Annotated in this window: 19 protein-coding genes and 1 pseudogene; 7 read left to right on the forward strand and 13 right to left on the reverse strand. The window is 58.0% G+C overall.

The annotated features are described in order from the left end of the window. The first annotated feature begins 3 nt into the window (after nt 1–3). Complete coding sequence (locus tag HGP16_RS12945) at nt 4–276, forward strand: transposase (RefSeq protein ID WP_168840398.1); 273 nt, start codon at nt 4–6, stop codon at nt 274–276. 169 nt (nt 277–445) lie between these two features. Here HGP16_RS12945 and HGP16_RS12950 read toward each other — a convergent pair whose 3' ends face one another. Next, entirely contained in the window at nt 446–706 is a 261-nt protein-coding gene (locus tag HGP16_RS12950; protein ID WP_168840399.1) for a hypothetical protein, read from the reverse strand. 177 nt (nt 707–883) lie between these two features. Between HGP16_RS12950 and HGP16_RS12955 the strand changes: the two genes are divergently transcribed. Continuing rightward, entirely contained in the window at nt 884–2,890 is a 2,007-nt protein-coding gene (locus tag HGP16_RS12955; RefSeq protein WP_168840443.1) for an ABC transporter ATP-binding protein/permease, read from the forward strand. Nucleotides 2,891–3,052: 162 nt separating this feature from the next. Here the strand turns inward: HGP16_RS12955 and HGP16_RS12960 are convergent, their stop codons facing one another. Together HGP16_RS12960 and HGP16_RS12965 are read right to left on the reverse strand one after the other, a co-directional pair. Beyond that, nucleotides 3,053–4,579: a SulP family inorganic anion transporter gene (locus tag HGP16_RS12960; protein ID WP_168840400.1), complete on the reverse strand. Its 1,527-nt coding sequence runs from the start codon at nt 4,577–4,579 to the stop codon at nt 3,053–3,055. Between the two features lie 4 nt (nt 4,580–4,583). Continuing rightward, on the reverse strand, nt 4,584–5,273 hold the full coding sequence (locus HGP16_RS12965) for a carbonic anhydrase (protein ID WP_168840401.1): 690 nt from the start codon (nt 5,271–5,273) through the stop codon (nt 4,584–4,586). A 313-nt stretch (nt 5,274–5,586) separates the two neighbouring features. On the opposite strand from HGP16_RS12965, the gene HGP16_RS12970 reads away from it, so the two are divergent. Then, complete coding sequence (locus HGP16_RS12970; RefSeq protein WP_246703477.1) at nt 5,587–6,381, forward strand: hypothetical protein; 795 nt, start codon at nt 5,587–5,589, stop codon at nt 6,379–6,381. Between the two features lie 602 nt (nt 6,382–6,983). Here the strand turns inward: HGP16_RS12970 and HGP16_RS12975 are convergent. From HGP16_RS12975 to HGP16_RS13015, 9 genes are all read right to left on the reverse strand, one after another. Further along, nucleotides 6,984–7,988, reverse strand: coding sequence for an aldo/keto reductase (locus HGP16_RS12975; protein ID WP_168840402.1), 1,005 nt, complete (start codon nt 7,986–7,988; stop codon nt 6,984–6,986). A gap of 178 nt (nt 7,989–8,166) precedes the next feature. Next, a complete protein-coding gene (locus HGP16_RS12980) occupies nt 8,167–9,153 on the reverse strand; it encodes an ABC transporter ATP-binding protein (protein WP_168840403.1) in 987 nt (328 codons plus the stop codon). After that, nucleotides 9,150–10,175 carry an ABC transporter ATP-binding protein gene (locus HGP16_RS12985; RefSeq protein ID WP_168840445.1) on the reverse strand — a complete coding sequence of 342 codons (1,026 nt, stop codon included), beginning with the start codon at nt 10,173–10,175 and terminating at the stop codon, nt 9,150–9,152. Before HGP16_RS12985 ends, HGP16_RS12980 begins: the two co-directional genes overlap by 4 nt. A gap of 2 nt (nt 10,176–10,177) precedes the next feature. Further along, on the reverse strand, nt 10,178–11,149 hold the full coding sequence (locus HGP16_RS12990) for an ABC transporter permease (protein WP_168840404.1): 972 nt from the start codon (nt 11,147–11,149) through the stop codon (nt 10,178–10,180). Nucleotides 11,150–11,159: 10 nt separating this feature from the next. Continuing rightward, nucleotides 11,160–12,197 (reverse strand): ABC transporter permease, encoded by a 1,038-nt coding sequence (locus tag HGP16_RS12995; protein WP_168840405.1) that lies wholly within the window; start codon nt 12,195–12,197, stop codon nt 11,160–11,162. A gap of 126 nt (nt 12,198–12,323) precedes the next feature. After that, nucleotides 12,324–14,018, reverse strand: coding sequence for an ABC transporter substrate-binding protein (locus tag HGP16_RS13000; protein ID WP_168840406.1), 1,695 nt, complete (start codon nt 14,016–14,018; stop codon nt 12,324–12,326). A 79-nt stretch (nt 14,019–14,097) separates the two neighbouring features. Further along, nucleotides 14,098–14,991 carry a proline iminopeptidase-family hydrolase gene (locus tag HGP16_RS13005; protein WP_168840407.1) on the reverse strand — a complete coding sequence of 298 codons (894 nt, stop codon included), beginning with the start codon at nt 14,989–14,991 and terminating at the stop codon, nt 14,098–14,100. Nucleotides 14,992–15,018: 27 nt separating this feature from the next. Next, a complete protein-coding gene (locus HGP16_RS13010; RefSeq protein WP_168840408.1) occupies nt 15,019–15,609 on the reverse strand; it encodes an ANTAR domain-containing response regulator in 591 nt (196 codons plus the stop codon). Further along, nucleotides 15,606–16,775 (reverse strand): transporter substrate-binding protein, encoded by a 1,170-nt coding sequence (locus HGP16_RS13015; RefSeq protein ID WP_168840409.1) that lies wholly within the window; start codon nt 16,773–16,775, stop codon nt 15,606–15,608. The genes HGP16_RS13010 and HGP16_RS13015 overlap by 4 nt, the downstream gene beginning before the upstream one ends. Nucleotides 16,776–17,346: 571 nt before the next feature. On the opposite strand from HGP16_RS13015, the gene HGP16_RS13020 reads away from it, so the two are divergent. Continuing rightward, complete coding sequence (locus HGP16_RS13020) at nt 17,347–17,601, forward strand: hypothetical protein (RefSeq protein ID WP_168840410.1); 255 nt, start codon at nt 17,347–17,349, stop codon at nt 17,599–17,601. Here HGP16_RS13020 and HGP16_RS13025 read toward each other — a convergent pair. Then, nucleotides 17,568–18,527: an acyltransferase gene (locus HGP16_RS13025; RefSeq protein WP_168840411.1), complete on the reverse strand. Its 960-nt coding sequence runs from the start codon at nt 18,525–18,527 to the stop codon at nt 17,568–17,570. The genes HGP16_RS13020 and HGP16_RS13025 overlap by 34 nt on opposite strands. 1,336 nt (nt 18,528–19,863) lie before the next feature. Here HGP16_RS13025 and HGP16_RS13030 point away from each other — a divergent pair. The 3 genes and pseudogenes from HGP16_RS13030 to HGP16_RS13040 form a co-directional block, all read left to right on the forward strand. Then, nucleotides 19,864–21,096 carry an HlyD family secretion protein gene (locus tag HGP16_RS13030; RefSeq protein WP_168840412.1) on the forward strand — a complete coding sequence of 411 codons (1,233 nt, stop codon included), beginning with the start codon at nt 19,864–19,866 and terminating at the stop codon, nt 21,094–21,096. Beyond that, the gene (locus tag HGP16_RS13035; RefSeq protein WP_168840413.1) at nt 21,078–23,072 is read left to right on the forward strand and encodes a glycosyltransferase; all 1,995 of its coding nucleotides are present in this window, start codon (nt 21,078–21,080) and stop codon (nt 23,070–23,072) included. Before HGP16_RS13030 ends, HGP16_RS13035 begins: the two co-directional genes overlap by 19 nt. 67 nt (nt 23,073–23,139) lie before the next feature. Then, nucleotides 23,140–23,271: pseudogene (locus tag HGP16_RS13040) on the forward strand (IS5/IS1182 family transposase); the annotation flags it as partial.

The following is a 23,271-nucleotide window of genomic DNA, read 5'->3' on the forward strand; positions in this document are numbered from 1 at the left end:
GTGATGGGCAAGAGAAGATTCGATGACGACCAGATCACGGGCATTCTGAAGGAGCACCAAGCTGGAGTGAAGGTGGCAGATGTTTGCCATAAGCATGGCATCAGCGAGCCGACCTTCTATCGGTGGCAATCCATGCAGTTCGGAAACGCCGGTCTCGATGTCAAAAGGGTGAGAGCGCTGGAGGAAGAGAACCTGAAGCTCAAGAAGCTTTTGGCTGAAGCCATGCTCTCGGCGGCAACGCTGAGCGAGATGCTGGCAAAGACACCGAAAGGGTGAAACCGGCCTGGCTCAGAGGCTCGAAAGCAGAGCGCACCGACCCGGGCAGCAGAATGTCCATGCAACATCAATGCTAGGAGAAGCAGCGATCTTCTCTTCGTTTAGTAAATCGCCATCGCGATCCGCCCGCACGTTACCTTCCGCATAGTGAGTCCGAAATCGTCCATCGCTAAAGTATATCCGTGAACCGGATTTTCTGGCCGTCAAGGTAGCCATGCTCGTAGGCTTTGGCCAGTTCGCTGTTTTCGGGATAGGGGTTCTTTTTGTTTTCCGCCTCATCCTTTGCAGCCTTGGCTCCGCGTTCATACGCCTCTTTCTCGCTCTCCGAAGGGGCAAGAGGGGGTAACTGATGGGGATAATATTGTATGGGGTTCGGCAGACCAAGCTCAGGTGCCGGGACAGATGTTGTCGTTGGCTTTTGCGGGCACATAGTGAATTCCTCCTAATAGCGAAACGTCATTTGCGATGGACGGTTCCCTGAGGCCTCAGAACAGTCGCACTATGATTTTGCGCGATAGCCTACTGGCGAAACCGCCGTGCCAGGTCCGACGCCATGTCCAACACCGGCGCTATGAAACTTTTTGATTTTTAAGCCGTTGTCGTGTTTATGACCGACGCTAAATCCAAACCGAAATCGGTCGACGGCACCAAATTACATGGTGCCAAGAGGTCGCGCCAGCGCAAGGCATCGACTATCGAGGTCGAGCCGCCACCAGATGTCATTGAACCCGATCCAGCGTTGACACCTGAAGAGGCAGAGCAGGTGCGCAAGAGGTATTTGCTGAGGCGCTTCTGGATCAGCGCGCGAGGTTATTGGGGCCGCGGCGGTGATGGGCTCGCTTGGCCGTGCTCAATCGGCCTATTGATCTTGATCTGCACCAATGTCTGCTTCCAGTATGGGATCAACATTTGGAATCGCGCAATTTTTGATGCCATAGAGCAACGCAATGCCCACATCGTATATTTTCTGAGCGCTATATTCCTGCCCCTCGCCCTCGGAACCGTTGCTCTTGTCGTTTTACAAGTCTCGCTGCGGATGGCAATTCAGCGCCGCTGGCGTTCCTGGCTTACCACTGCGGTCATCGCGCGCTGGCTGGCAAACGGCCGCTACTATCAGCTGAACCTCATCGGTGGCGATCATAAGAATCCGGAAGCGCGCATCGCGGAAGATTTACGGATTGCCACGGAGGCGCCGGTCGATTTCATCGCCGGTGTCATTTCCGCCTTTCTCTCGGCCTCGACCTTCATCGTGGTGCTCTGGACGATCGGCGGAGCCCTAACCCTGGCAATCGCAGGTTTAACCGTGACTATTCCCGGCTTCCTCGTCATCACCGCGGTGCTTTACGCCGCGATTACCTCCAGCTCGATGGCGGTCATCGGCCGCCATTTCGTCCATGTCTCCGAAATCAAAAATCAGGTGGAAGCCGAATTTCGCTACACGCTGACGCATGTGCGGGAAAACGGCGAGAGTATCGCATTGCTCGGCGGCGAAGAGGAGGAGCGTAACGATCTCGACAAGACGTTCGGCAACGTGCTCCGGCAATGGGCGCTCCTGGCGCACCAACACATGCGCACGACGCTTGTATCGCAGGGGTCTAGCCTGTTTGCGCCAGTCGTGCCGATTTTGCTTTGCGCGCCTAAATTTCTCGAAGGCAGCATGACGCTCGGACAGGTGATGCAGGCAGCTTCCGCCTTTGCAATCGTCCAGAGCGCATTCGGATGGCTGGTCGACAACTACCCCCGGCTCGCTGATTGGAACGCCTGTGCACGGCGCGCTGCTTCGCTGATGATGTCGCTTGACGGGCTCGAGCGCGCGGAAAAGAGCGACACGCTGGGCCGCATCAAGCACGGTGAAACTGAAGGCGATGCAATGCTCAGCCTAAACGATCTTTCCGTGTCACTGGATGACGGCACCGCCGTGGTCAAGGAAACCCAGGTCGTGATCGAACCCGGCGAGCGGGTGCTCGTGGCCGGAGAATCCGGCACAGGAAAAAGCACGCTGGTGCGGGCCATTGCAGGTCTTTGGCCGTGGGGTGGCGGCAGTGTCAACTTCCATGCCGACAGACGATTGTTCATGTTGCCGCAACGGCCTTACATTCCTTCCGGGACGCTTCGCCGGGCCGTTGCCTATCCCCGCGCCGCCGACGGCTGGACGCTGGATGAGATCAAGGCGGCCCTTGATAAGGTGGCACTCGATTATCTGAACGACAAGATCGAGGAGGACGCCCCATGGGACCAGACTTTATCGGGCGGTGAAAAGCAGCGGCTCGCATTTGCGCGTCTCCTGCTGCACGATCCCGATATCATTGTGCTGGATGAAGCAACGTCAGCGCTCGATGAGAAGAGCCAGGACAAGATGATGGAGATGGTGATCCATGAAATGCCGAAGATCACCATCATAAGCGTAGCGCATCGCGCCGAGCTGGAAGCCTTCCATAGCCGCAAGATCACCCTGGAGCGGCGCGCAGATGGCGCAAAGCTTGTCAGCGACATTGATCTCGTCCAGCGCGGAAGAAAACGGAACCTGCTTTTGCACCTCTTGAAAGATAGTCGTTCTCTACCGAAACACAGCATGAGTCAGAATAAGGCAACGCAGCGTCAGAAAAGAAATTGAATTAGCTCGGCCGCCAAACGGGTCCTCCATCCGACGCAGCGGGGCAAATTTCCCCGTGCATCCAGTCGTCCCAATGATTTACTCTTGGTTTCTCCGGATCCGTCTTGCTCCGGCCAGCGGAGCAAGACCATTGTCAATAAGTGTCTGCAGCCTACCTGCGGGTCAGGCTACCTCGTCCGATAGCCGTTCAAAGATCGGTTTCAGCCGAGGGTGGCGTCCCGCCGGTGGATGCTGGATTTCGACAAGGCGCCCTGATTTCTTCTGGCGCTTCAGCCATTCGCGCAGGGTTTCGGCACTCGTATGGTCGAGGTAATGCAGACGAGCACCCGCAATCCTGATCTTACGCCCCTCGGGAAGCGTTTCCAGCATATTGAGCAGTGTGGGAACGTCCCGGCATGTCGCCACGCCGACGAGGTCGAGGTGAATGGTTTCCTCATCCTCCAACCTGCCGATCGCAAGTTTGCGACGGAGATATGGAAAGATCTCCAGTATGGACAGCGCAAGGCCAAGCGCCACACCGGCGAGCAGGTCCTGAAGCACCACCATTGCCACCGTCGCAGTCCAGATCCCCACGGGGACCCAGCCGTGATGCTCGAAGAGATGGCGAACATGATGAAGGCTGATCAGCCGCCATCCCGTCACGAGCAGGACAGCGGCAAGCGCCGTCAGTGGCACCATCGCAAGCAGCTGCGGCAGAAACGCCACGAGCCCCAGGATCCAAACTCCGTGCAGAACGGCCGACGCCCGCGTATGTGCGCCTGCTTGAATGTTGGCGGACGATCTGACGATGACACCCGTAATCGGCAAGGCACCGAGCAGACCGCAAAGTCCGTTGCCGATGCCCTGTGCAAACAGTTCCTTGTTGAAACGGGTTCGCACGCCATCATGCATGCGATCGACGGCGGCGGATGACAGCAGCGTTTCGGCGCTGGCGATGACCGCGATGACCAGCGTCGTCATGATGATGCCAGGCTCTACCATCCTGGCAAAGCCATCAAGCGTCGGCAATGAGATGCTTTCGGCCAGAGAGGACGGAACCTCCACCCTGGCGATCGGCAATTGCATTGCGACGGTTAGCAGGGTGCCAGCCGCAACCCCCACCAGGGCACCGGGCACCAGCATCAGCGATTTCGGCCTGAACTTTTCCCAAGCAATCATGGCAAGCAACGAGATCAACCCTATGAGGAGAGCAACCGCTTCACGCGTCGGTCCTGCACCCCATACGCGGCTGAAGGTCTGCTCCATCGCCGCGACGTTTTCGATGCCGCCGGCAGCTGGTCTTGCTCCCATCAAAACATGGATCTGACCAAGAATAATGAGGATGCCGATCCCGGCGAGCATGCCATGAACGACGGCGGGCGAGATTGCCCGGAACCACGAACCAATCCGCAGGAATCCGGCAAGCATCTGTAGAAGTCCTGCGACAATCAGGACCGGGCCGAGCATGGCGACCCCATATTGTTCGACAAAGCCGAATACAATCACGGCCAGGCCGGCGGCCGGACCTGACACCTGAAGCGGAGATCCGGCTAAAAAGCCGACGACGATGCCGCCGACAATGCCTGAAATGAGGCCCATGGCCACCGGAACTCCTGAAGCCACCGCAATCCCAAGGCACAAGGGTATGGCGACCAGAAAGACGACGAGCGACGATGCGAAATCGCGCGAAAGAGCAGGGCTGGAAATCATCGGCCTACTCCGCGGCTTGCGGGATCACATGCGGACGGCCACGACCCGTGACCGCGACAGGCAAGGGCCTGTCCTCAAGGATTTCCGTGAAGCGAGCGGCCGCACCGTCATAGACGAGCACCTCCCCCGTTTCGATATCGAAGAACCAGCCATGCAGGGCGATGTCGTTGGTCGCCAGCTTGGCCGCGACGGAAGGATGCGTGCGCAAGTGGTCGAGCTGGACAACAACGTTTTCCATCGCGACGGCTCTGACCTTTTGGCGCTCGGACAGGTCGACGGGATAGGCCTCGCAAACAATCGAATGGGCGGCGTGACTATGCTTCAGCCAGGCAGCGACATTCGGCATGGGTTTCAGAAGATCAGGATGGCAAAGCCCTTTCATGGCGCCGCAATCGGAATGGCCGCAGACAATGATATCGCGAACGCCGAGGGCTACGACCGCATATTCGATCGCCGACGATACACCGCCATTTGCCGTGGAAAATGGAGGAACGATATTTCCGGCATTGCGGCAGACGAACAGTTCACCGGGACCGGACTGCGTAATCGTTTCAGGCATCACACGGCTGTCGGCGCAGGAAATCATCAGCGCCTGCGGCTGCTGTCCCTCCTCCGCAAGCTTGCGATAAAGTGCCTGATGGTCGGGAAAGACGGCCCCACGAAAACTGGAGATACCCTTTAGCAAATCACCCATTGTCGAGTCCTTGTGATGGGCCGGACGGCAGGCAGGGGGCGTACCCATGCCCGGCGGGTTGGAATGCGCGATCATTTCGCACTTGCGAGATAGGTAGGGGCGCCGGGAAGAAAATAGCGAGATTGAATTTAGGTGAATCTAATTTATAAAAATCTTGTGTGTGGATTGTGAGTTAGTTTGAGTTGCCCCTTGAGGCATAAGCGCGTGCCGCTACCGACCGAAATAGAGTGGCGGCTCCGATCGTCCCCGGTCGAGGGCGGGCTTGAATATATAGTGGCAAGCCCAGGTCGGCGGTGGGACGCACCGGCAGGTCTTGAACAACCAATCTCAGCATGATTCAATAGAGATATGGCTGAAGCGGATTGATCAGGTGGCGCGCATGGGCTTGTTCAGCAAAGTCAAGCAAAGCAGGATCATCAACCCGGTGAGCGGGCAGTTAGAAGTCGTGGCCTGCTCGCCGTCTCCCGACCTCGCTGGTGTGGTGACATTCTTTTCGCGATGCGACATCGACGGAATCATCATCGCCGAGCGCGTTACACCGACCGCGGTCCATTTCAGCGGTTACAATGTACCAAAGTCGAAATGGCCCCGCACGGGGATGCTACTTCCGATTACTGTGGATCTCGCCGATCCCAGCCACTATAGGATCGAATGGGAAAAGGTTCCGACGTGGCGGCAGGCCACCGAGAACCTCGCGGCGAGGTTAGGCGCCACGGAACAGGTCGACAGGACCGGCCCTTCCCCCTTCCCCCATGTTTGGCGCGAACCAAACCACGACGTGATCTCGCCGGAACTCGTCAACGGCCTCTCCGCGCAGCAAACGGAACTAGCACTTGCTGGCGCCGGCGCTGCGGTCGGGCTGGAGCCGGCTATGGCAAAAGTGTTGGGTGCCACTGAAGTAAAGCCAAGTTCCGCGCCGGGCGGCACATGGGACATTACCGTCCTGGTGACCGACCCGAATGGCGGCCCGAATTGGGACGCAATCACGCGCATGTCGTTCAGCAGTCCCGAACGCCGTCTAAAGCGCACCGCGACGGGAACTAGGCTGCCCGTCCTGGTCGACCCCGAAAATCACACACGGATAATCGTAGACGTATCCCGTCTTTAGCTGCCGATCTCTTGCGACGGAACCGAGCCGTCCCGGCCGAGACGGACCCGTAACTGACGTTAGTCGGATCGCAACTCGTCGGGCCATATCTGCCCACCACGCAGAATACACAGCATCCTTATTCGATCGGCCACTCCCACATAAGTCGGGGTCGGCAACAAAAGCGTCTATCAAAAGAAACGTTGAAATGTGCTTCACAGGGCATAACGCGTAGCAACAACTGGCGGCGTTGGACGCCTGTGGTTGCGGCCGCGGAGTCGAACCGCCTAGCCCGGCTTTCTTGGACCGGTGAGCGCACCGGCGCTCTTAACCGCATTTCCCTCCACGTGTCGAAGGAGCGACTAGAAATCTACTACCAGCGCGACAGTTTTCCAGCTGTCTAAAAGTGTAACCAGCCTGCACCTTGCGTACAAACCCCTCCTTCTTCCGCATTTCAGGAAGCGTGACATCACTACTCCACATCACCTCGTAGGTAACTGTGGCCCCTGCTTTCTGGCATTGTGGTCACGTCAACTCAGCAAAGACTGCGACGCCACGTCATGTTGATCGGCTTCGGGCATCCGCAACGGCTGGGCAACTCCGCATAAGCCGCTCGGGCCTGGCTAGCTTGCATGGAATTCAGACAGCGCTCGATCGATTTTCGCCATCACATCTGCTTGCAATGGACCCTTCGCCAGGGCACCAGCGTTTTCCTCGACTTGAGCAACCGTGCGAAAACCGGGAATTGGCAGCGTGCGCGGCGAGCGCGCCCAGAGCCATGCAAGCGCACCCTGCGCAAGCGTGCGGCCGTCTTCGGTCAGTAGATTGCGAACCGCCTCCAGGCGCGCAGCAAATTCTGGAGCTATCTTGCCATCCTTGAAGTAGACCATCCAATCGAGACTTGCACCACGCACGTCCTTCTCGCCGACGGTCTTGTCCGGGGTGAACTTGCCGCTGAGCAGCCCCATGGCGAGCGGGCCGCGATTGATAGAAATCAAATCGTTGCGCTCAATGACGTCGATCATCGCCGGAACCGGCTCGAAGACATTCATCGTGTGCTGGATCGACACGAAGCCTGCTCGATGCACATGACGCGCGGCGCGATCCGGATAGTCCGTGCTCCAGCCGAAAGCATCGATCTTACCCTCGCCCCTGAGCGTCTCGAGTGTCCCAAATACCTCGTCCGAGGCTTCGAGCGAAAAATCGTTGAGATGAAATTGCAGCAAATCCAAACGCTTGCGGCGCAGACGACGTAAAGACGTCTCGACAGACTGACGGATAAAAGCGGGATCGGCGAAGGCGCCTGTCGCTTGTTTGGTCTTCTCGTCCGTCGCGAAGCCGAATTTGGTGGCGATGATGATATCGTCTCGATCACCGATCGCCCTGCCCACCACCTCTTCGGAATGCCCGGCCCCATAGTTCGAGGCGGTGTCGAAGAAGCGAATGCCGAGATCCACCGCCCGCTCGATAGCGCGGACCGATTCATTGTCGTCGACTTCGCCCCAGCCAAGCGGCACGTCGCCGGCATAAAACGGACCGCCGATCGCCCAGCATCCCATGCCCAGGCGTGGAATTTCTCGGCCGTTCCAGAGAGTCATTGTGGTCGCGCTATCGGCCTTAGTCAGCATGTCATCCTCCGCAATCGTCTGCCGTTGCAGGTAGAAATAGGAAGAGATGCCCGACTGATAAACAGCCAAATCCGCAGGATATTTTTCATCGATGAAAAACGGCCGTTAGTGGCTGCGCCAAGACGTCATCGATATGCCTGACCTGAAGCCCGTTGCCTGAAAAGCCTACTTGCAGCCGTCACGCAAGCGGAAAATGGCAGGCGACGTCGTGACGGCCCGCCTCGCCGGTCAGCAGCGGCCTGACCTCGTAGCAAAGCGAATTGGCGTAGGGACAGCGGGTCGAGAATTTGCATCCCCTGGGCGGATTAAGCGGGCTCGGGATCTCGCCGTTGAGCAAGATGCGCTTCTGTTTGCCACGGTTATGCGGTTGGGGAACGGCCGAGAGCAGTGCCTGCGTATACGGATGACGCGGTGTGCTGAAGAGCGCATCCGTCTCGCCGATTTCGACAATCGATCCGAGATACATGACCGCAACCCGGCTCGACACCTGCCGAACCACCGCCAGGTCATGGGCGATGAACACATAGGTCAGATTGAGCCGCTGGCGCAGGTCGGCGAACAGGTTGACGATCTGCGCCTGCACCGAAACGTCCAGCGCCGACACTGGCTCATCCGCTACGATCAGCGCCGGTTCGACGGCGAGCGCTCGCGCTATACCGATACGCTGACGCTGACCGCCGGAGAATTCATGCGGGTAACGATCGAGATATTCGCGACGCAGGCCGACGATTTCCATCAGTTCCGCGAGCCGGTCATCGATTGCCATTCCTTTGCGGATGCCATGCACCTTCAGCACTTCCCCCAGCATGTCGCGCACCTTGCGGCGTGGATTGAGCGAGGCCGAGGGATCCTGGAAGATCATTTGCATCTTACGCCGCACAGGCATGAGGGCGCGCTTCTCAGCTTTTGAAATGTCCTGGCCATCGAAGGTCAGCCGGCCGGCTGTGACATCGTAGAGCCGTGTCAGACAGCGGCCGAGCGTGGATTTGCCGCTGCCGGATTCGCCCACGAGACCCAAGGTTTCGCCGGGATAGACGTCGAGGCTGATCTCGTCGACCGCATGCAAGGTCCGGCCCGAACCCGGCCAGATGGTCTCGCCGACGACGAAGTTCTTGCTCAGCGCCTCGGCGGAAAGCAGGGGCTTTGCGCTCTCGGTCGCACTCATACGGGCTCCTCCGATGTCAGGACGGTATTGCGCAGGGCCTCGCGTTCCTCTCCGTCGAGCACGCAAAGCACGGATTGATGGCCGATGCGGCGGGTTGGCGGGCGGCCGGCGCATTCAGCCCGAGCGAACCGGCAACGCGGCTGAAACCCGCAGCCCTCTGGAATGCTGCCCGGCGTCGGCGGCATGCCGCCGATCGAAATCAGCCGCTCCGGGCGCGCGCCCGTCAGTGGTGGGATCGAGGCCATCAGACCCCAGGTATAGGGATGAATGGGATTAGAGAAGATCTCCCGCGTGGTTCCACGCTCGACGATGCGCCCGGCATACATGACTGCCACCCTGTCGGCGATCTCGGAGACGACGCCCATGTCGTGGGTAATGAAGACGATCGCCAGGCCGAGCTCCTTGCGCAGCCTGAGCAACAGGTCGAGCACTTGTGCCTGCACGGTCACATCCAGCGCCGTCGTCGGTTCATCGGCGACCAGGAGCGCCGGCTGGCAGGAAAGCGCCATGGCGATCACCGCCCGCTGGCGCATGCCGCCCGACAGTTGGTGCGGATAGCGTTCGAGCGCTTCGGCGGGATTGGAAAAGCCGACTTCGCCTAAAAGCTCGATCGCCCGCAAACGGGCGGAACGGGCCGAGATCGCTTCATGGGCGCGGATCTGCTCGGCGATCTGCCAGCCGATCTTATAAACGGGGGTCAGCGCCGTCATCGGATCCTGCGAGATCAGCCCGATTTCCTTGCCTCGAATACGACGCATGGCAGTTGCCGACAGTTCCAGAATCCGCTCCCCACGAAAGGCGACCGCGCCGTCGACCTTTGTGGTCTTTTGATCGTGGAGGCCGAGCAGCGATAGCAGCGTTACCGACTTGCCCGAGCCGGATTCGCCGACGATCGACAGGATTTCTCCTTCGCGCACGGAAAAGGACACGTCATCCACGGCCTTGACAGATCCATAATCGGTGGCGAACGAAACCGTGAGACCTTGGACATCGAGAAGAAGGGGTTTTTCGGCGGTCTGCATCATCAGTTCTTCCTCACGCGCGGATCGATCAGCACGTAGACGATGTCGACGGACGCATTGGCGAGCACCACGAAGAATGAGGCATACATGACCGTGCCGAGTATCATCGGAAGATCGAGGTTGAGCAGCGCCTGATAGGTGAGACGCCCGACGCCGTTCAGACCGAACACGACTTCCGTCAGGAGGGCCGCACCGCCGACGAGGGCGCCGAAATCAAGGCCGAACATGGTCACGAACGGGATCAGCGAGGTCCGGAGCGCATGCCTGAGCATGACCCGCGCCGGGCTCAGCCCCTTGGCACGGGCGGTGCGGATATAGTCCTCCTGATAGGCTTCCACCAAGTTGGCGCGAAGCACCCGGCCATAGATGCCGACGTAGAGTGCAGCCAGCGTTGCCCAGGGAATGATCAGCGTCAGAAACCAGCCGACCGGATCGGTAAGCAGGGGCTTGTAACCGAGCGGAGGAACCCAGGAAAACGCCCAGGTATCATGGAAGCGGCTTTGCGAGACCAGGTTCATCACCTCGCCCAGCCAGTAGACCGGCATGGAGACGCCGATCAGCGCGAGCGCCATGAGCCCTCGATCCAGTAAGGTGTCGCGGGCCATCGCGGCGATCACGCCGAAGACGATACCACCGACCACCCAGAGCACCGCCGCGCCGAACACCAGCGACAGCGTCACCGGCGCGGCGTCCGCAACCTGCGGCACGACGCGCATGCCGCGATTGACGTAGGAAGAAAGATCCTGGGTTACGAACAGCCGCTTCATCATCAGCACATATTGGACCGGCAGCGGCCGATCGAAGCCGAATTCGGTGCGGATCTGCGCGATCGTCTCTTGCGAAGCGTTGCGCCCGGCAAGGCGGGCGGCCGGGTCGGAGCCGGGCGTGGCGAAGAAGATCAGAAATACCAGCGTCGAGATGCCGAACATGACGAACACCATCTGGCCGAGACGCTGAAGAATTGCAAAAACCATCTCCGCCTCCTCAGACGATCTTTGTGCGCGGGTCGAGCACATCGCGGATGCTGTCGCCGAGCACGTTCAGCGACAGGACGGTGAGCGCGATGGCGATGCCGGGCGCCAGCGCCACGGCCGGGCGTGTATAAAGCAAGGTCTGCCCGTCCTGGATGATCGTGCCCCAGCTCGCATCCGGCGCCTGCACGCCGATCGACAGGAAGGACAAGGACGATTCCGTGACGATGTTGAGCGCCATCATCAGCGGTATGAACACGATAAGCATCGTGGCAACATTGGGCAGAATGTCCTTCCAGAGGATGCGCCATTCGGGAACACCAAGCCCGATCGCGGCCAGCACGAATTCGCTGTTCTTCAGCTCCAGTACGCGGCCGCGCACGGGGCGCGCCACATAGGGTATGTAGATGATACCGATAATTCCTATCGGCAGCAGCAGGCTATCCGCGGTGATCTCGATCGGGCCGAGCACGATGCCCTTGGAGATCAGCACGATCGACAGCGAAATCGCCAGAAGATAGACCGGAAAGGCCCAGAGAATATCGAGTAGTCGCGACAGGATCACATCGATAACGCCACCGAAAAAGCCCGCGCAGATGCCGATCAGCGCGGCCAGAATCAGACAGATGATGGTGGCGCAGGAGGCGATCAGCAGCGAATTGCGACCGCCAAAGAGAAGCCGGGCAGCGACATCGCGCCCCTGCGTATCGGCGCCGAGGAAATACTGCGCAGCCCAAGTCGGACCGATCGGCGTGACGCCAAGACCCAGGCCCTCCGTCGAAGGCTGCATGATCTTGATCTTCTTTCCCTCGACATTGATCTTGCCGCTCAGATTGGAGCGGAACGGATCCGTCACCGAAACGTAGTTCGCATAGAGCGGCGCGGCGAGGCTGGACAGGACGATCAACAACAACACCAGGGCTGCGGCGATCGTCGGCTTGTCGCGCTTGAGAAGCCGCCAGGCCCGTTGCCAATGCCCTGCGCTTTTTCGCACGCCCTGGCTTTGCGAACTCTCCACCGGACTTGCAATGCTATCGGGTACGAGGGTCATTTCCGTTTCCTGCCATCACACAGTCGAGCGGCCGCATCTAGCCCTCTGCTATTGCGAGTTCGGGCTGTTCAAGAAGAAGAGCGAACGGGTAATGGCGTGCGCTGCACGCCATTACCCTTGGCCCATTTACTTCACCCAGGACTGGGAAACGATCCAACGATTCTGCTTGTTGAACAAATAATTGCCAAGACGGGCGGAGGTGAAATTCACACTCTTGGGCGTGAACAGCGGCACCAGCGGCGCCTCGGCCATATATGCCTTGTCGATCTTGGCCCATTCGGCATTGGCGGCATTCTCATCGGTCAGCGAAAGAACCATGGCCGCCTTCATCTTGGCGTCGAGATCCTTGTTGCAATAGCCAGCGATATTGATCGAGGAATCGCTTCCCTTGTGGAAGCTGTCGCAGGAAAGCAGCACATTCAGAAAGTCCGACGCAGCCGGATAGTCCATGTACCACTGGGTAACGCTGATCTGAACGTTGTTGTTGGTATTCTGGATGTAAGCGAACTGGATATTGGGAGAGATCGCCTTCATCGAGGCATCATAGCCAAGCTCGCTGAGCAGGCTCTGCAAATAAGTGCCGATGCCGCGCGCAACCGCGTTGTCTTCAGCGATGACGGTCACCTTCTGGCCCTTCGTGCCGGATTCCTCGACCAGTTGCTTGGCCTTGTCCATGTCAGCCTCGGACCATTGCGAACCGGGATCCTTGGTATAGAGGCAGTCATCGACATGGCCTGGGAAATCAGGCGGCAGGATCTGGCAGGTCGGCTGCGCCAGCACGTCACCGCCGAAAAGACCGACGAGCGCGTCGCGGTCGACCGCATAGTTCAGGGCCTGTCGCGCCTTGACGTTGTTAAAGGGCGGCAGATTGACATTCATTGGCGCATACCAGAAGGCCGCAAGCGGATCGAGATGAACCTGCTTGGCATATTTCGAGCCTAGCTCCGGCAGGCGGTCGGCTGGCGGCGTGTCGAACATCCAGTCCAGCTGGCCGTTGATCACGGCATTGATGCCGGCCTCTTCCGTCATGCCGAACTTGTAGTCGATTTCGTCGGCATAGCCGTCCGGCTGTGCGTCGATACTCCATTCCTTGAAATAGGGATTGCGCTTCAGCACCATCTGTTCATTCGGGTTGTAGCTTGCGATCACATAGGCGCCAGTTCCAGGAATGGGGCTCGTGCCGGCATCCTTGGCGGGCGTATCGGCGGGAACGATGCTTGCATGCGGCACCGCGAGCTTGGCGAAAAACTCCGAATCCGCCGCGACCAGGTTGATGATGACGGTGCCGGCCTTCTCGTCGGCAATCACACCCCCGTCAAGCGTGCAGGTGTCGCCATTTTCCATGCATTTATCAGCGCCGACGATGCCATTGTAGAAACTGCCCATGGTCGGGCCTTTGACCTTGAAAATCCGCTGGAACGAGGCCAGCACATCAGCCGGCGTGACATCCTTGCCGTTCGAGAACTTGATGCCCTTACGGATCTTGAACACATAGGTTTTGCCATCATTCGTGACTTCGGGCATCGCCTCGGCAATGGCTGGCACGATCTTGAAGCCTTCCGTTCCCCCGGCCTGCTTGAACTTGACGAGGCCGTCATAGCTCAACTGGTAGATCTGCCAGTACTGCGCGGTGTAATTGATCATCGGATCGATGGTGCCGGCAGCCGAAACGGCCGAGAGCGTCATCGTGCCGCCGCGATGCTGGGTCATGAGCGCGGCCCGGTCCTCGGCATGGGCTGGTCCTGAAAGCATGGTCTGTGCAAGCAGAAGGCCTGCGAAAGCCGCCCCGGCGCGACGGATGGCTATTGATCGTGTCGTCATGATTGTCTGTTCCCTTTTTTGTAGCTGGTTCTATACGGCAGGCATTCGCGGGCGGCGCTCAAAGAGCGATCCCATGCTTTCAAGGCGCTTTCCCATTCAGAAAGGCACCGACCTCGGCCATGCAGGCGGCGCGCTCCTCGACGTGCGGCATGTGGCTGGACTGCTCAAAGATGCGCCAGCGCACATCCGGAATTTCATCGGCATAGGGTTGCACGCAGGCCTGAGTCGCCTCGTCGTAATGACCGGAGATCAACAGCGTCGGAACGTCGATGGCCGAGAGGCGGCCGACGATCGACCAGTCCTTCATGGTGCCGATGACATGGAATTCGTTGGGACCGTTCATCGTGTGGTAGACGGTCGGATCCTCGGCGATGGCATCGAAGGTCCGCTTCACCTCCGGCGGCATCGGGACGATGCGACAGACGTGACGTTCGTTGAAAACGTCGGTCGCCTTGACGTATTCGGGGCTATCCGTCGTGCCGGCCAGCTCGTGCTCGAGCAGCGTGGCCTGCACCTCGGCCGGCAAGGCTTCCCGAAGGCGGTTGGCCTCCGAAATCCAGGTCTTCATCGCAGCCGGCGAATTGGCAATCACCAGCGCCTTGAGACCGGCCGGTCGATCGACGGAGAATTCAGCCGACAGCATTCCACCCCAGGATTGCCCGAGCAGGCAATAGGAATCGCGGATGCCGAGATGGTCGATCAGGTTGTGAAGTTCCGCCTTGAAGAAACCGACCGTCCAGAAATCACCGCCCTTGTCCGGCAGGTGCGTGGACTTGCCGTTGCCGACCTGATCATAATGGATAACTGCGCGGCCCGTGGCGGCGATATCCTTGAAACTGTCGACATAATCATGCGTGCAGCCCGGCCCGCCATGCGCGACGATCAACGGTGGCTTGCCGGACGCAAGATCACCGGTGATCCGATACCAGGTCTGATATGCGCCATAGAGTGCATAGCCTTCGGTTACCTCCATATTTCGTCTCCTTTCTTCATCATCTTCCTAGAGTCCGCCGCGAGTACGCCTGTCATCCTTGCAGATGGCGTCCGCGGCTTCCTCGATCGTCATGCCCCAATCCATCGCTATGCTTCTCAAGCGCTTGAACGCGGCGGTTTCGCCGGCATATCCCTGCTGCATCAACTGCAATACGGCACGCACGACGATCGGCCGCTGGCGCAATCGGTCCTCAAGCACACGGATATCGTCGGCATGGCTGCGTGCCTTCTGATAGGCATGCGACGCAATCAGCAGCGCGCTATAGGCCCCCGTGGAGCCGATCGGTTTCAGCATATGAGCGTTCGAACCCTGGGCCAGCACCCATTCGATCCGTCCCGGCGCTTCCGAGCCGATCAGCGCCACCAGCGGCATGGGCGAAAAACCGGATGGCCAGGGAAATTGCTGATCATGTCCCATGTCGGCATCGAAGAAGACGACGTCGGCCCGCGCATCCTGCTCATCGAGCTGCGGCCAGACGGCCTTGACCTGAATATGCAGCGACTCCAGCTGGCGCGTCAGCGCCTCGACCGTCGAATGCGGCCGATGCAGCATCACCGCGCGCCAGCCGGAAAACCTCGGTCGTTCGAAGCGGCTCATTTCACCACCTTCAGTCCCCTTCCCGGCGCATGAGCGCCCGGCTTGCCCGGAAGAACCGATCGCACCAGGTAGGGGTCTGCCTCGACGACGGCGGTTTCGGTGTCGAAGATCTCGAAGCCACCCTCTCTGTCGGACCTGCCGATAAACGGGCGCAACCCGGCATAATGGGTGCGCGGATCAAACGAGACAGATCCAATCGGCATATCGAACCGCCGTTGTGTCACAACCCTGCGGATCAGGTCCGGATCGTCCGTGCCGGCGTCGGCAATCGCTTGAGCCAGGACGGAAACCGCCATATAGGCGAAGGCAAATGGCCCGGTAACCGGTCGGCCATCGCCGCGACGGGCCGCCAATCGCGCCTTGAAACTCCTGTTTTCCTGAGTGTCGAGCCTGTCCAAGTAAATGTTGGTGACGATATGCCCGGCCTTGGCTTGTGGACTGAGATCCGCGAGATCGATTTCCGAAAGATTGCAGGCGACGAGCGGCCGATGCTCTGCGCTGAAATCGACATCTTCTTCCCGTAGCTCCGCATAGGTACGGATGAACGCATGAGCGGAACGGCCAACGAGATTGGAGAGGATGAAATCCGGCCGCTTGAGGCGGATTTCGGCGATCAGGTGGTCGACCTCTTCCGAACCCAGCGGCACAAAGCGCTCGGCCAGCACCTCGCCTCCCGCTGCCCCGGTTATCTCGCGGGCGATCCGGCCGATTTCCCAGCCCCAAATATAGTTCGAGCCGACGATGAACGGCCGCCGACCGTAGCGGGGCAGGACATAGTCGAACAAGGGCAACAGATGCTGATTGGGACAAGCGCCTAGATAGATGACGCTGTCGCTCGTCTCATAACCTTCGTGCGGAAAGGCGTACCAGAGCAGCGCGCCATGCCGCTCGACGACCGGAAGCACTTCCTTCCGGCTCCAGGACGTGATCGCACCGACGATATGCCGACATCCCCGCTGCCGGATGGCGGACCCGGCGAGTTCGGCATAACGTTCCGCATTGCCAGCCGGATCATCGACACGCGGTTCGAATTGAAAGAAGCAGCCGGGATCGCTGTTGACTTCAGCGATTGCCGCCAAGGCGCCATCCACCGCATCGCGGCCAAGCGCCGCATAAGTGCCCGTTGTCGAATAGAGAATTGAAATTGGGATGGGCTTCCGGATCACCGCATACCCCTCGCCCCACTGCCTAGGCGGCAACCGCTTGTCGGCCATCCTAAGGACAATGGATCATTCTGATCGGGGGTAGCCTTCATCACGCCAAAGTCTCGATTTGAGCACATGACCGGCATGATCGGCCAAACGGAATAAAAAAAGCCCCGTTCCGCAGGATATGCGGAAATCGGGGCTCATTTGCCGTCGGCAATCAATGCCATTTGTTATCTCGACGCTATGGCAAGCTCACTTTATAGTCAATCGGCAATCATGCTCATTTTTCAATCATTCGCACGGACTCGATCAGCGATGGCGCGTCGCGAGAACGCAACACAACCGGAGATACGAGGCGTCATCTTCCTGAACAATCCACGAAGCAACGCCAGGAGAATAAAGGCAATTTGACTTGCCGCCTCGCATAGACCAGTCCGGAACTTTACGAGGGACATCCCCGTGTATTGATGGACGAGCTCATGCCATCCGGAGCGCCATGCCAGGCTATGACGGAAGGTGAGACGATGCCCTACTCGTCCTTTTTCCGAGTTTGCCGCATGTCTTCCACTATCGCCCCGGTGTCCTCGTGATGCTTCTGCATTTCCTTTCTGCGGCGACCGGGATCCGCCAATTGCCACAGGACAATGCCGGCAGCACCGAGGCTGCCAATAACGGCCACAATGACTTCGAAATTCCAAATCATTGCCTTCCCCGTTTATTCGAGCGTATTTCCCTCGATCCGCGCATCGTGGTTCGCAGCGTAAAGCGGATGACTATCAAGCTCATCCAGCTTCGGTTCGCCCGCCGTCATCAGCCTCCGGCTTTTTCCGCAAAAGTGTGGTAGCGGCCATTCCAAAAGGCCACCATGTGAGCGGCACCAAGAAGGCCCACCGTGCCGACGATCTGCGCAATTGGTCCTGCGGCGCCGGTCTCTCGACAGAAGAACTGAAAAACGGAAAGCAACGGATAGTGTACGATATAGAGTGGATAAGAAATGTCCCCGAGCCAGCGCGACAACGCTCGCAACTTCGCAGGCACTTCGAGCGCGATAGACCAGACGAGCAACATGGGCAGCGTCAACAGCGCGATGTCCGTGTCGGCTCTCGAGTGATAGAAAATCACCATAAGCCAAACGGGCGGCAATAACGCGAGCCACGTCCGCCAACAAGGCCTGACACCAAGCCGCGCCAGCAACACGCCAAAGGGAAAGGCAAAGCCAAGCCGCGCAATGCCGATATGGATGGTGTCCCACGTGCTGCCGACATTCAAATCATCGCCCCACGCCAGCAGCGCGGCACCCGAAACCGCCGTCATTGTCAGCAGCACCGGTGGCGTCAGGTGACGCCGACACGCCCCATAAAGAAAGTAAGCAGTGAATTCCAGAAAGAGCGTCCAGCACGGAACATTTACTGGAAAATAGTCCCCGGCGACGGGCGCGGGCAGAACCGCCAGATTGAGCGGAACGACCCACGCCGGCGGGCGGTCGATACCCGCAAACACCTTTGCCAGTATTACGAACGCACCAAGGAGAATGCCGACGAGGAAAACTGGGTAGAGACGCTTGAGTCGAATGGCAAAGAAGCCCGGCGTCGTCATGCCGGCTATAAACCTTGGACCATAAACCGTTTCGGTGACAAAGCCGGACAGCGCAAAGAAGAAATCCACCGCCAGATAACCAAGCGGTGCGACATGCCAGATCAATCCCATATGGAAATGCACAACAGCGATGGCAGCAAGGCCGCGTATCGCGTCCAGCGAATAGTAGCGCATCTTGGAAAACCTCCCCGAATTTTCCGCAGCTATTTTTTTACGAGGCAAGCATCCTTCGATAAGATGCAGCCGAAAGTCGGCGTGCCGCTCAAGCGAGCGAACCCACGCGCTTCCACTCTGGTGCAAGACTTTCAGACTTCTATCGAGGATGAAATTGCGTTTTATGGCGCATCGCTATCGACGATGCCACGACCATGAAATGATCTCGAGGAGAGCAACCGATCGTTTAAAGCGCCCTCCGCTCGCTCGCTCCGCCTCCTTCGATTGAGCACGAGGAAGATAATATAGCGCAGCGGTTTTGCCAATATGTTAAGTAATATTTTAATCTAAATGTGATCACATGCGAGAGACACTTCTTTTTCTTATGTATCATATAGTTTATTCACTGATAGATTTAAATATATACCGGCACAATCTTGTTTTTCAATTATTGGTTCAATTTGTTATTAATTTCACTTCTGGCGCGAGCGTGATCGTCACCTATCATGCCCTCAGATTCCTGCCGCGAATAAATGACATCTACTTAGTTTCATAAGAATCTCTCTCTTCTTCGTATGATCAGGGGCCAGCGTTTCCCACTTGGCGAAGCACGGGCGCAAGGGCTTGCCGGAGCAGAATAAAGCGAGGGCACGATATTTAGGCGCTGGCTGCCATACCCTTCATCGTCAACTGAATGAACTCTGGAATACGGTGTGCGATTGCTGGCTGTCATGGCCGCAATTCGGCGCACCCTGGTCACCAATTTCCCACTGAAATCATCACTCAAACCGTGTGATTTTATTTTCGCTTCCCTCTTAACCTGTGAGTACCAATGGCCCGTTAGCCGCCCCAGGATTGTCTCACCTCTGAGCAATACGTCTTCTGGTAGTGAAATTGGGAGGTGCCTTTGCAGCGGCATCCCACCGTCGCTCGTCCTCCCTGAATGGCGACCGAAGGCAGTCGCCATACACACGCTGTGTTCCATCGCGAAAAAGCTCGCTTCAATCCGTCTGTGGCCGGCTTTAGCGGTGGAAGATCCGTGCGACGCATAGGACGCGGCACTTAATCACAACCGATATCCCTTCATGGGAATATCACATTGCAATCCCAATAATCTGCCCGCGGTGGCCCTCAATCACCACCTTGTCCTGATCCTTGGTCCGGCAGTGCGAGAAGGACAGACGACGTTCCGACCAGGACGCAAGTTTCAGAAGTCGCGTTTTTCATTAACATAAGTCAAAGATCACCCCTTGCCTGCTAAATTTCGCCACGCTAAATTACGCAAGATTTGGTTGTATTTTGCCGACACCGACTCAGCCGCCTCGACCCTGCTAACCCGGTTCTCTCGTATGCTGACATGATTTGGAATCATCGCATTACCCGTGTCACCGTCGGTCTGCTGCTGTTGCTGCTCGCAATCGTCGTCTCCTTGCCGGCAATTACCGGCTATACAAGCCGCGACGGCACAGTCAACGCCCGGCTGGCTCTCGTCAATGCTCCCATAGATGGCGTGATTTCAGGCGAGCCCGTTAAAGCCGGCGCTCCCGTCAAAGCCGGCCAAAGTCTCGTAGAAATCGGCAATTCGCGCGTGAACCGCGCAGTTCTGGCTTCACTCGAAGCAGAGCGCAACACCGCCCGCGATCGTGTTATTGCCCTGAAGAAGGAACGCGACGACCTTTCGCAGCTTCGCGAACAGCTGAGCAATCGCTTGGAAATCTTCAAGCAGGCCACAATTTCGAACCTCGAACGCGAAGTCGAGATTCTTCGAAAGAGAGTAGAGGTTTCACAGGCGCAGGATCTTGCTGCACAGGTGGATCTCGACCGCCGCAGAGAGCTTGCATCCAGGGGTATTCTCACACAAAGGATGGTCGATGCCGCACGCGCCGCCGGCGCAGCAACCGTCGGTGAGGTCGAAGTGAGCAATATGACCGTCGATCAATTGCAACAGCGGCTGAGCGCAGTTCGACAGGGTATCTTTGTGTTCGGAGATGGTCAAAATGACGTCCCCTACTCCCGGCAGCGCCAGGACGAGGTCATTGTCCACATCAGCGACTTGAACTCACGCATAGCCGAAAATGAAACGCGAGCCGCAGAGGTCGAAAAGCAGCTGACCGAAGAAGGCATTCGCGTTAGCAGCCTCGAGTCCGCGACGGCGACGGCGCCGTTCGACGGCGTCGTTTGGAGCAGAGGCGTCGTCAACGGCTCCAATGTCGCCCTCAACAATGAGCTGATGCGGATACTCGATTGTCGGGAACTGTTTGTCGACATCCTCGTCCCTGAAGTGGATTATGATGAAATCTATCCGGGGCTGGCCGCGCAGGTTCGGCTACTTGGGCGCAGCGACGTTTTCAAGGGCTCGGTCGTTTCCGTGAAAGGCAGTTCGGCAGCTCTGGAAACCGATTCATTTGCAGCCAGTCTGCCGATTTCATCGCAACGCAATGCTCGCATTCGGGTCCGCCTCGAACCATCCATCATGAACAACGATTTCGAAAATTTCTGCCAAGTAGGACGGACAGTCCAGGTCCGGTTTCCCAGGCACGGGATCGGCTTTTCGAACTGGGTCAAGAACCTGTGGTTCAGTATCTTCTAGCTCTTGCTCCAACCTTTCTCGTAATGGCCTTCTTTCTCCTGGGGCCATTCAATTGGTCGCGCCATCATAGCTGGACCAGAACGCTCACCTGCGGGTTCGTCGCAGCTATTGCATTCCGCTACATGCTTTGGCGGCTTACGCAAACCGTTCTTCCCTATCCCTATGACGGGATTAATTTCTTTTGGGTCTGGCTCGTTTTCATCGTCGAGATGTTAGCCTTCACCGACGTCGTGCTTTTCCTTGTGCTGATGAGCCGTTACGTCAACCGCAGCGCCGAAATGGATGGGCTAGGCACCGTCTTTTTTGCCCGTGAAGGACGCGAACTACCGACTGTTGACGTCTTCATTCCCACCTACAATGAGCCGCTCGACGTTCTGGAAAGAACAATCGTAGGCGCTCTATCGCTCGATTATCCCGCGGACAAACTCAAAGTCTATGTCCTCGACGACCAGCGCCGCGATTGGCTCAAAACCTTTTGCGAACAGAAAAACGCCATTCACGTTACGCGCAGCAACAACGCGCACGCCAAGGCCGGCAACATGAACAACGGCCTGCAAGTCAGCTCGGGTGAATTCGTTGCCGTGTTCGATGCCGATTTCGTACCCTACCGGCACTTTCTTCGTCGGACATTACCCTTCTTTTCCGATGAAACCATTGGCATTGTCCAGACACCCCAGCATTTTTTCAATGCTGATCCGGTGCAGATGAATCTGGGGCTTGAGAATATCTGGCCGGACGAACAGCGTCTGTTCTTTGACGAAATCGCGCCCAGCCGGGATGGATGGGATGTCAGTTTCTGCTGTGGCTCATGTTCGATCGCCCGACGTACGGCAATCGACGCGATCGGCGGCTTTCCGACAGAGTCCATCACCGAGGATCTGCTGACCACGCTTTCCATGCTCAACAAGGGCTACAAGACGCGCTATTTGAACGAACGTCTGTCGATGGGACTCGCGGCGGAAAATCTGACCGGCTATTTCGTTCAGCGCGAGCGCTGGTGCCAAGGGGGCATTCAAACGCTTTACCTGCACAATGGCCCGCTGCGTGGCCCGGGACTATCGCTTTTCCAGCGCATCATGTTCCTGCCGGCTTCGTGGTTGGTGCAGTATCTGGTCCGCTTGATGATTCTGGTCATCCCGATTGCTTATCTCTGGTTCGGACTGCTGCCACTCTATTTTACAGATGTGGCCGACTATATCTCCTATCAAGTTCCGCTGCTGACAGCTTATTTCCTTCTCATGCTTTGGATAACGCCAACACGATATTTGCCCATAATCTCAAGTGCCGTCGGAACGTTCGCGACGTTCCGAATGCTGCCGACGGTCGCGTCGAGCCTGATCAGGCCATTCGGCAAGCCCTTCAGGGTGACGCCGAAGGGAAGCAGCAACCAGGCAAACCAATTTGACCGGTATACGTTTTCCTGGATCGCAACCTTAATTACGATCACCGCCCTTGGACTACTGATCGATATTGTCCCCGAGACCACGCAAACTCAGGCTGAATTTTCGCCGATCGCGGCCTTTTGGGCAGGCATCAATATCGTCGTTTTGCTCATCGCCTCTCTAATTTGCTTTGAGAAGCCCCAGCGACTGTTTCACGCCTTCAAATTGGACGAGCCGGCCGCAGTGGACGACATCTCCGGCCGGCTGGTTAGCCTGGCGCTGGACAAGGCAGTCGTCGCAGTCCCCCCCGATTCACAATTCGAGTCGAAATCGGTGGTCTTGCACCTTGAAGGCTTTGCGCCTTTCAATGCGGAATTGAGGCAGGTCACGCAGCGACGCAGGAGCATGAGCCGCGGCGGAGACAGGCAAGCATACTATCTCCACCTTCACTTCGATCTCCACGGTGCTATTCGAGACAAAATGATCGTGAAGCTCTACACTGGAGAATATTCGCAGGACATTCGCGACATCGACAAGGTCGCCGTGTCGGTCAATCTTCTGCTACGCTCTTTCGGCCGGGTACGCACACTTTAGGAGGTGTGGACTCTTGGGTTTCCAAGGCTGAGCGAATCAGATTCAAGACTGTCTTTTGGAGGCAGTCATGGATGTTTTGGATCGTCTGATCCTTCGGGACGAACAGTGGGCGCGGATAGCGCATCACATCATTGGTGACGAGCGCACGCGCGGCTCGTCTGGCCGCGACAACCGCATGTTCGTGGAAGCAGTGCTTTGG

The sequence above is a fragment of the Rhizobium sp. P40RR-XXII genome (assembly GCF_012641405.1).
Lineage (GTDB): Bacteria > Pseudomonadota > Alphaproteobacteria > Rhizobiales > Rhizobiaceae > Rhizobium.

Bases quoted from the DNA above. Each gene is read 5' to 3' on its own strand.
- HGP16_RS12945 (WP_168840398.1), top strand. From the start codon at position 4: ATGGGCAAGAGAAGATTCGATGACGACCAGATCACGGGCATTCTGAAG.
- HGP16_RS12950 (WP_168840399.1), bottom strand. From the start codon at position 706: ATGTGCCCGCAAAAGCCAACGACAACATCTGTCCCGGCACCTGAGCTT.
- HGP16_RS12955 (WP_168840443.1), top strand. From the start codon at position 884: ATGACCGACGCTAAATCCAAACCGAAATCGGTCGACGGCACCAAATTA.
- HGP16_RS12960 (WP_168840400.1), bottom strand. From the start codon at position 4,579: ATGATTTCCAGCCCTGCTCTTTCGCGCGATTTCGCATCGTCGCTCGTC.
- HGP16_RS12965 (WP_168840401.1), bottom strand. From the start codon at position 5,273: ATGGGTGATTTGCTAAAGGGTATCTCCAGTTTTCGTGGGGCCGTCTTT.
- HGP16_RS12975 (WP_168840402.1), bottom strand. From the start codon at position 7,988: ATGCTGACTAAGGCCGATAGCGCGACCACAATGACTCTCTGGAACGGC.
- HGP16_RS12980 (WP_168840403.1), bottom strand. From the start codon at position 9,153: ATGAGTGCGACCGAGAGCGCAAAGCCCCTGCTTTCCGCCGAGGCGCTG.
- HGP16_RS12985 (WP_168840445.1), bottom strand. From the start codon at position 10,175: ATGCAGACCGCCGAAAAACCCCTTCTTCTCGATGTCCAAGGTCTCACG.
- HGP16_RS12990 (WP_168840404.1), bottom strand. From the start codon at position 11,149: ATGGTTTTTGCAATTCTTCAGCGTCTCGGCCAGATGGTGTTCGTCATG.
- HGP16_RS12995 (WP_168840405.1), bottom strand. From the start codon at position 12,197: ATGACCCTCGTACCCGATAGCATTGCAAGTCCGGTGGAGAGTTCGCAA.
- HGP16_RS13000 (WP_168840406.1), bottom strand. From the start codon at position 14,018: ATGACGACACGATCAATAGCCATCCGTCGCGCCGGGGCGGCTTTCGCA.
- HGP16_RS13005 (WP_168840407.1), bottom strand. From the start codon at position 14,991: ATGGAGGTAACCGAAGGCTATGCACTCTATGGCGCATATCAGACCTGG.
- HGP16_RS13010 (WP_168840408.1), bottom strand. From the start codon at position 15,609: ATGAGCCGCTTCGAACGACCGAGGTTTTCCGGCTGGCGCGCGGTGATG.
- HGP16_RS13020 (WP_168840410.1), top strand. From the start codon at position 17,347: ATGCTTCTGCATTTCCTTTCTGCGGCGACCGGGATCCGCCAATTGCCA.
- HGP16_RS13025 (WP_168840411.1), bottom strand. From the start codon at position 18,527: ATGCGCTACTATTCGCTGGACGCGATACGCGGCCTTGCTGCCATCGCT.
- HGP16_RS13030 (WP_168840412.1), top strand. From the start codon at position 19,864: ATGATTTGGAATCATCGCATTACCCGTGTCACCGTCGGTCTGCTGCTG.